Origin of the sequence: Rathayibacter sp. AY1G1 (genome assembly GCF_002932095.1) — a bacterium.
Classification (GTDB): Bacteria; Actinomycetota; Actinomycetes; order Actinomycetales; family Microbacteriaceae; genus Rathayibacter.
The window spans coordinates 1-8213 of sequence record NZ_PSUZ01000050.1; the positions used below are offsets into that span (position 1 = coordinate 1).

Sequence of the window (8213 nt, forward strand, 5' to 3'; positions counted from 1 at the left end):
TACCCCGAGAGCGACTACGACCTCGGTGAGGTCCTCCAGGCGCTCCCCATCGGCGAGGCGATCGTGACGGTCATGAACGAGCGCGGCGTCCCGACCCCGATCACCCCAGGAGTCCCCTCATGTCCGTCGTCCTCGTCGTCAACAGCGGATCGTCGTCGTTCAAGTACCAGCTCATCGAGATGACCACCGAGGAGACGCTCGCCAGCGGCCTCGTCGAGCGGATCGGCGAGGACACCGGCCGCACGAAGCACACCCGCGACGGGGAGTCGTTCGAGATCGAGGGGCCGATCCCCGACCATACCGCCGGCTTCGACGCGATGATCCGCGCGTTCGGCGAGCACGGCCCGAGCCTCGACGAGTTCCCTCCCGTCGCCGTGGGCCACCGCGTCGTGCACGGCGGCAAGCGCTTCTTCGAGCCCACCGTCGTCACCGACCTGGTCAAGATCAACATCGAGGACCTCGCCGACCTCGCCCCGCTGCACAACCCCGCCAACCTCGAGGGCATCGAGGCGGCGCAGAAGGCCTTCCCGGACGTCCCGCACGTCGCCGTCTTCGACACCGCCTTCCACCACACGATCCCGGCCGAGGCGTCGACCTACGCGCTGCCCGCCGAGCTCGCCGAGAAGCACCGCGTCCGCCGCTACGGCTTCCACGGCACCTCGCACAAGTTCGTCTCGGAGGCCGCCGCCGCCTATCTCGGCCGCCGCCGCTCCGACCTGAAGACGATCGTCCTGCACCTGGGCAACGGAGCGTCCGCCTGCGCGGTCGACGGCGGCGTCTCCGTCGAGACCTCGATGGGCATGACCCCTCTCGAGGGCCTGGTGATGGGCACCCGCTCCGGCGACCTCGACCCGGCCGTCGTCTTCCACCTCGCCCGCAAGGCGGGCCTCTCGATCGACGAGCTCGACACCCTCCTCAACCGCCGAAGCGGCCTCCTCGGCCTCACGGGTCGCGGCGACATGCGCGACGTCCAGGAGGCGGCCGAGGCCGGCGACGAGCAGGCCCGCGCCGGGCTCGAGGTCTACTACCACCGCCTCCGCCACTACATCGGGGCCTTCTACGCCCAGCTGGGCCGCGTCGACGCCGTGGTGTTCACGGCCGGAGTCGGCGAGAACGTCGCCGCCGTCCGAGCCGGCGCCCTCCGCGGCCTCGAGGGCCTGGGCATCGAGCTCGACCCCGAGCGCAACACGTCCTCCGACCGCGGCGCCCGCCGCATCTCCACCGACGACTCCCGCGTCGCCGTCCTCGTGATCCCCACGAACGAGGAGCTGGAGATCGCCCGGCAGAGCTTGTCGGTCGTGTAGCGGCGGAGCCGCGACACGACTCGCGGTCGGCTTCCGGGGGTGGCGGCTCCCGTGGAGCGGCTCCTGTCGGGCTGTCCTGAATCGCTGGCACGCGGCGGTGCTCGCTCGTCGTGCAGCGGTGGCCCGCTGCGCGACCGCGGTCGGCTTCTCGTGGGCCTGCATCGCGCAGAGCCGGGTACGTCGGGCTGCCCTGAATCGCTGGCACGCGGCGGTGCTCGCTCGTCGTGCAGCGGTGGCCCGCTGCACGACCGCGGTCGGCTTCTCGTGGGCCTGCGTTGCGCAGAGCGGGTCTTGTCGGGCTGCCCTGAATCGCTCGCACGCGATTCCGGGTCGCGGCCCTCTGCCGAACACGCGGCGACCCTCGCTGGTCGAGTAGCCGCGGGACGCGGCGTGGCGAGAGCCACCGAGTACGAGGGGGATCTCGATGCGCCCGCTGTGCAGGCTGCTCCATCCGCAGGAGCCGGCCGAGGAGCCCCGGCTCAGGGCAGCAGGCGCGCGTCGCCCGCGTAGAGGTTGAAGCCGGAGCCGCGGCTGAAGCCGATCAGGGTGAGGCCGGAGTCGCGAGCCAGGTCCACCGCCAGCGACGACGGGGCACCGACCGCGGCGAGCAGGGGGATGCCGGCCATCACGGCCTTCTGCACCAGCTCGAACGAGGCGCGCCCCGACACCTGCAGCAGCGTCCCCCGCAACGGCAGCCGCCCCTCCCGGAGCCCCCAGCCGACCACCTTGTCCACGGCGTTGTGCCGCCCGACGTCCTCCCGGAGCACCAGCAGCGAGCCGTCCGCGTCGAACAGCCCGGCCGCGTGGACGCCGCCCGTCCGCTCGAACACCGCCTGCGCCTCGCGGAGCCGATCGGGGAGCGAGACCAGCAGCTCCCGCTCGACCCGCAGGTCGTCCTCCGCGACGCTCCACGCCGAGTCGGTGGCGACCGCCTCGAGCGACGCGAGCCCGCACACTCCGCACGAGCTCGTCGTGTAGACCGACCGCTCGCGCTCGAGCAGCACGGCCTCCCGCCCGCCGCGGACGCTCGCGTCGACCACGTTGTACGTGTTCTCGCCCGGACCGGAGCCGCTCGCGCAGTAGCGCATCGCCGCCAGCTGCTCCGACTCGGTGAGCACCCCCTCGGACACCAGGAATCCCGCGACGAGGTCGAAGTCGTCGCCGGGCGTGCGCATGGTCACGCTGAAGCGCTGTCCGCCGACGCGGATCTCGAGCGGCTCCTCGACGGCCAGGACGTCCTCGCGGCGTCGGGGCGGATCGCCGGCGCGGACGGCGGTCAGGCGGGTGCGGGCGACACTGCGGCTCATGGGTCTCCTCAGGCGGTGGAGGTCATCCTCCCACCGGGAACCGGGAGCGATGCCGGGGTGCGGACGTACGATGCAGGAATGGTCGATGACGCCGAGCCCCGCGAGAGTCCGATCGACGAGAGCCGCCTCTCCGTCCGGTCGCCGAAGAGACGCGCCGTCGGGATCCCCGGCGTCGCCCACGCCCTCGAGATCTCGCTCAAGCAGATGGGCCCGGTGCGCAGCGCCGAGACGCTCCTGCGGGTGAACCAGAAGACCGGATTCGACTGCCCGGGCTGCGCCTGGCCGGAGGGCGACAAGCGCCACGTCGCCGAGTTCTGCGAGAACGGAGCGAAGGCGGTCGCCGAGGAGGCCACGCTCCGCACCGTCACATCGGCCTTCTTCGCCGCGCACCCCGTCGCGGAGCTGGAGGAGTGGGACGACTTCGCGCTCGGCCAGCAGGGCCGGCTCACGGAGCCGATGCTGCTCGAGGAGGGCGCGACGCACTACCGGCCCGTGGGCTGGGACGAGGCGCTCGACCTCGTGGCGGAGGAGCTGCGCGCCTGCGCGAGCCCTGACGAGGCGATCTTCTACACGTCCGGCCGGACCTCGAACGAGTCGGCCTTCGTCTACCAGCTGATGGTCCGCGGCTTCGGTACGAACAACCTGCCCGACTGCTCGAACATGTGCCACGAGTCCAGCGGATCCGCCCTCACCGAGACGATCGGGATCGGCAAGGGCTCGGTGAGCCTGCGCGACGTGGAGCGGGCTCCGCTGATCATCGTCGCCGGCCAGAACCCCGGAACGAACCACCCGCGGATGCTGACCGCGCTGGAGCGCGCCAAGCGCGCCGGCGGCACCATCGTGGCCGTGAATCCGCTGCCGGAGGCGGGGCTGCTCCGCTTCCAGAACCCGCAGACCGTCCGCGGCACCCTGGGCGACGGCACGGCCCTCGCCGACCACTTCCTCCAGGTCCGGCTGGGCGGCGACCAGGCCCTGTTCCAGGGTCTGGGCAAGGCGCTGCTCGAGGCGGAGGAGGCGCGCGGCGACGTCTTCGACCACGCCTTCATCCGCGAGAGCACCGGCGGCCTCGCCGAGTACCTCCACGGGCTGCGGGAGGTCCAGTGGGACGAGATCGAGCGGGCGAGCGGGATCGACGAGACGCGCATCCGCACCGTCGCCGAGCTGATCGCGGCGTCCGAGGGCACCGTCGTCTGCTGGGCGATGGGCCTCACGCAGCACGCGCACTCGGTCGCGACGCTCAAGGACGTCGTCAACGTGCTCCTGCTCACCGGCAACATCGGCAAGCCCGGCGCGGGCGTCTGCCCGGTGCGCGGCCACTCGAACGTGCAGGGCGACCGCACGATGGGCATCTTCGAGCGGATGCCGGACTCCTTCCACGACGCGCTCGACCGCGAGTTCTCCTTCTCCTCCCCGCGCGTGCACGGGACGGACACGGTCGCCGCGATCCGGGCGATGCGCGACGGGAAGGCCCGCGTGTTCATGGGGCTCGGCGGCAACTTCGCCCGGGCGACGCCCGACAGCGGAGTGACGGAGGCGGCGATGCGCTCGCTCGCCCTCACCGTGCACGTCTCGACCAAGCTCAACCGCTCGCACGTGGTCACCGGCCGGCGCGCGCTGATCCTGCCGACCCTCGGCCGCACCGACTCCGACGTGCAGCGCTCGGGCGAGCAGCGGGTCACGGTCGAGGACTCGATGAGCGCCGTGCACGCCTCCCGGGGCCGCCTGCGCCCGCCGAGCCCGGGCCTGCGCTCGGAGGTGGCGATCCTCACGGGGATCGCGGAGCGGCTGCTCGAGGGCCGCGAGAACGTCCCCCGGGTCGACTGGGCGGGACTGCGCGACGACTACCGCCGCATCCGCTCGCACATCGCCAACGTCGTCCCCGGCTTCGACGGGTTCGAGGCCCGGATCGACGTGCCCGGCGGCTTCGTCCTCCCGCACCCGCCGCGCGACTCGCGCCGCTTCGACACCCCCTCCGGCCTGGCCCGCTTCACCGCGAATCCGCTCGAGTACCCGCGGGTTCCGGAGGGCAGGCTGCTGCTGCAGACGCTGCGCTCGCACGACCAGTTCAACACCACGATCTACGGCAAGGACGACCGCTACCGCGGGATCCACAACGGCCGCCGGGTGGTGTTCGTCCACGCCGACGACGTCGCCGAGCTGGGCTTCGCGGACGGCGCGATGGTCGACCTGGTCTCGGAGTGGCCCGACGGCGTCGAGCGGCGGGCGGAGGCGTTCCGCGTCGTGGCGTACGACACGCCCCGCGGCTGCGCGGCCGCCTACTACCCCGAGACGAACGTCCTCGTGCCGCTGGACTCGACCGCGAAGATCAGCAACACGCCGACCTCGAAGTCGGTCGTGATCCGCCTCGAACCGGCGGCGTAGGCCTCACCAGGGCAGCGGCAGCAGGCGCACCGAGTCGCCCGCTGCCGCTCCCGGTGCGGGCACGACGGCCACGGCCTCCGAGGCGGCGAGACCGGTGAGCATGTGCGAGCGGATGCCGGCGGAGGCCCGCCAGCCGTCCTCGCCGGAGGAGACGGGCACGAGCACCGTGGTCCCCGCGCGCCCGAGCGGCTCGGCGAGGACGCCCCGGCCGAGAGGTCGGGCAGCGGCGCCCGACGCCGCGTCGAGGGCCGGCGGCAGGAAGGAGAGCGCCGCGAGCAGGGCGGCGAGCGGATTGCCCGGCAGCGCGATCACCAGCGTCCCGCCCGGCAGCAGCGCAGCCATGGTCGGGTGGCCGGGGCGCATGCCGACGCCGTCGACGAGGACGCGCGCGCCCACCGCATCGAGGGCGCGACGGACCGCGTCCACCCGGGAGCGCCCGGTCCCGCCCGTCGTGAGGAGGATCGGCGCCGTGCCCGCCAGCAGCGTCCGTGCGATCGCCTCCTCGTCGTCGCCGCGGCGCACGACCTCTCCCACGGCTCCGCCCGAGAGCTCGACCAGCGCGGGCAGCAGCGGCGTGAACGCGTCGCGCACCCGTCCGGCGGGCGGCATCCCCTCGGTGTCGACCTCGTCCCCCGTGAGGAGCAGGTCGACCGCGGCGGGCGGGCGGACGTCGAGCGCGTCGACCCCGGCGACCGCGAGCAGGGCGAGGTGCGCGGGAGTGAGGCGGGTCCGGGCATCGACCAGCACGGCTCCGCGGGCGGCCTCGTCGCCCGCGCGCCGGACGTGCCGGCCGGGCGGGAGGGGCGCCCGCGCCGTGAGTAGGTCGTCGCGGACCGCGCCCTGCTCGGACGGCAGCACCGCGTCGCTCCAGTCGGGGACGGCGGCTCCGGTGACGATCGGAGCGGCGGTGCCGTCCTCGAGCGGCCAGGGCCCGGGTCCGCGCACGGCCCAGCCGTCCATGGCGGAGGAGTCGTAGTGGGGGAGCGGCCGGGCGGCGGTGACGGCGCGGTCGAGGACGGCCCCGCGGGCGTCGAGGAGGGGGACGGTCGAGACGCCGGAGCGCGCCACCGCTTCGCCGACGATCCGCCTGGCCTCGTCCCAGTCGGTCGCCTCGTGCCCGTGCGCGCTCATCCCGTCCATTCTCCCGGGGCTCGGGGCGGGCCCTGGGCAGGACCCGCCCCGTCGGTCATCCCAGGTAGCCGTTCGGGTTCAGCACGAACTTCTTCGCGGCGCCCTTGTCGAAGTCGGCGTAGCCGCGGGGAGCGTCGTCCAGGCTGATCGCGGTGGCCTGGACCGCGTCGGCGATGTGGACCCGGTCGTGCAGGATCGCCATCATCAGCTGCCGGTTGTACTTCATGACCGGGCACTGGCCCGTGGTGAAGGACAGCGACTTCGCCCAGCCGAGCCCGAGGCGGATCGACAGCGAGCCCTCCTGGGCCGCCTCGTCGACTCCGCCCGGGTCGCCCGTGACGTAGAGGCCCGGGATGCCGAGGGCGCCGCCCGCCGCGGTGATCGACATCAGCGAGTTCAGCACCGTCGCCGGCGCCTCCTTCCCCGAGTCGGCGCCGTTGCCGTGCGCCTCGAAGCCGACGGCGTCCACTCCGCAGTCGACCTCGGGCACGCCGAGGATCTGCTCGATCTGGCCGGCCGGATCGCCCTTCGAGACGTCGACCGTCTCGCAGCCGAAGGAGCGCGCCTGCGCCAGACGCTCCTCGTTGAGGTCCGCGACGATCACGACGGCCGCTCCGAGCAGCTGCGCTCCGACCGCCGCGGCGAGTCCGACCGGTCCCGCTCCTGCGACGTAGACCGTGGAGCCGACGCCGACCCCGGCGGTCACCGCGCCGTGGAAGCCCGTCGGGAAGATGTCCGAGAGCATCGTCAGATCGAGGATCTTCTCGAGCGCCTGATCGCGGTCCGGGAACACCAGGAGGTTCCAGTCGGCGTAGGGGACCATCACGTACTCGGCCTGCCCGCCGACCCAGCCGCCCATGTCGACGTAGCCGTACGCGCTGCCCGGGCGGTCCGGATTCACGTTGAGGCAGATGCCGGTCTTGCGCTCCTTGCAGTTGCGGCAGCGGCCGCAGGAGATGTTGAACGGCACGGACACGATGTCGCCGACCTTGACGAACTCGACGTCGGGGCCGACCTCCACGACCTCGCCGGTGATCTCGTGGCCGAGCACGAGGTCCGACGGAGCGGTGGTGCGGCCGCGGACCATGTGCTGGTCCGAGCCGCAGATGTTGGTGGAGACGGTGCGGAGGATGGCGCCGTGCGGCAGCTTCCGCCCGATGTTCGCCGGATTGACGCCGGGTCCGTCCTTCAGCTCGAAGGTGGGGTAGTCGATGTCGATGACCTCGACGACTCCGGGGGACTTGTAGGCGACGGCTCTGTTGCCTGACATGCGGGGCTCCTTCAGATGGACGACCGCGGCGCAGTCGGCCGCGGGAGTCCTGCGCCGCTCTCGGTCCGAGCCGCGGCGCCGGGACTCGGGGGAACCGTACGGCGTCGACCTGGTGCCGGATCGAGGCCGGTGGAGTAGCGTCTCAGGAGGCGTGCGGACGCTCGTCCACCGCCCGGTGCGAGGCCGCGAGCGCCGCGTCGAGCGCGTCCCGTCCGCCCCCGGCCAGGCCCGCCGCGTAGCCCGCGAGGAACGTGGTCAGCGGAGCCGCCGGCCGGACCACTCCGTGCGCTGCGCGACCGGCGAGGGCGAGCAGGGCGTCCGGGTCCACCGGGACCTCGCCGAGGCCGAGCGCGGAGCACAGCTCGGCCCACCAGCCGGCGAGCACCTCCTCGGTGGGGCGGGCGCCGTCGGAGGCGGAGGGGCGGGGGCCGGTCGTGTCGTCCATCCGCTCAGTCTGCGCCGCGCGGGACCGGCAGGTCGATCCCGTGCCGGTGCGCGTCGGCGGGCGCGTCGACGTCGTCGGTCGTCCCTCCGGGCACCGTCACGAGCCGCGGGGGAAGGACCCGGAGGAGGGCGCGCACCGAGGCGCCGTCGGGATCGCCGAGCGCGGTGAGCGCTTCGACGAGGGCCGCTCGCCGGTGCACGCCGAGGAGCTGCTGGGCTCGGCCGCTCGCGTCGACCGCCAGGAGGGAGGCCTCGACGGCGTTCGACGCGCCCTCGAGCAGGGTGTGCACGGCGGGAGCGGGGGCGACGAGATCGGCGGCGAGCACGACGACCCAGTCCGGAGCGCCCGGGCGGTCGAGCAGGGGCAGCGCGGCG

Annotated in this window: 6 protein-coding genes and 1 pseudogene; 2 read left to right on the forward strand and 5 right to left on the reverse strand. The window is 73.5% G+C overall.

Annotated elements, in window-relative coordinates; translation table 11 throughout:
- Nucleotides 1-119: 119 nt before the first annotated feature.
- The gene (locus tag C5C36_RS17025) at nucleotides 120-1304 is read left to right on the forward strand and encodes an acetate/propionate family kinase (protein WP_104227458.1); all 1185 of its coding nucleotides are present in this window, start codon (nucleotides 120-122) and stop codon (nucleotides 1302-1304) included.
- Between the two features lie 479 nt (nucleotides 1305-1783).
- On the opposite strand, the gene fdhD is transcribed toward C5C36_RS17025, so the two are convergent.
- Nucleotides 1784-2611, reverse strand: coding sequence for a formate dehydrogenase accessory sulfurtransferase FdhD (fdhD, locus tag C5C36_RS17030; protein WP_104256674.1), 828 nt, complete (start codon nucleotides 2609-2611; stop codon nucleotides 1784-1786).
- A 78-nt stretch (nucleotides 2612-2689) separates the two neighbouring features.
- Here fdhD and C5C36_RS17035 point away from each other — a divergent pair, with 78 nt between their 5' ends.
- Nucleotides 2690-4993, forward strand: coding sequence for an FdhF/YdeP family oxidoreductase (locus C5C36_RS17035; protein ID WP_104310102.1), 2304 nt, complete (start codon nucleotides 2690-2692; stop codon nucleotides 4991-4993).
- A gap of 3 nt (nucleotides 4994-4996) precedes the next feature.
- Here the strand turns inward: C5C36_RS17035 and C5C36_RS17040 are convergent, their stop codons facing one another.
- From C5C36_RS17040 to C5C36_RS17810, 4 genes and pseudogenes are all read right to left on the reverse strand, one after another.
- A complete protein-coding gene (locus tag C5C36_RS17040; RefSeq protein WP_181133852.1) occupies nucleotides 4997-6124 on the reverse strand; it encodes a molybdopterin molybdotransferase MoeA in 1128 nt (375 codons plus the stop codon).
- 55 nt (nucleotides 6125-6179) lie between these two features.
- The gene (gene fdhA, locus C5C36_RS17045; protein WP_104310104.1) at nucleotides 6180-7394 is read right to left on the reverse strand and encodes a formaldehyde dehydrogenase, glutathione-independent; all 1215 of its coding nucleotides are present in this window, start codon (nucleotides 7392-7394) and stop codon (nucleotides 6180-6182) included.
- A 142-nt stretch (nucleotides 7395-7536) separates the two neighbouring features.
- Nucleotides 7537-7839 (reverse strand): DUF6457 domain-containing protein, encoded by a 303-nt coding sequence (locus tag C5C36_RS17050; RefSeq protein WP_219812223.1) that lies wholly within the window; start codon nucleotides 7837-7839, stop codon nucleotides 7537-7539.
- A gap of 4 nt (nucleotides 7840-7843) precedes the next feature.
- Nucleotides 7844-8213, reverse strand: a pseudogene (locus C5C36_RS17810) (hypothetical protein); the annotation flags it as partial.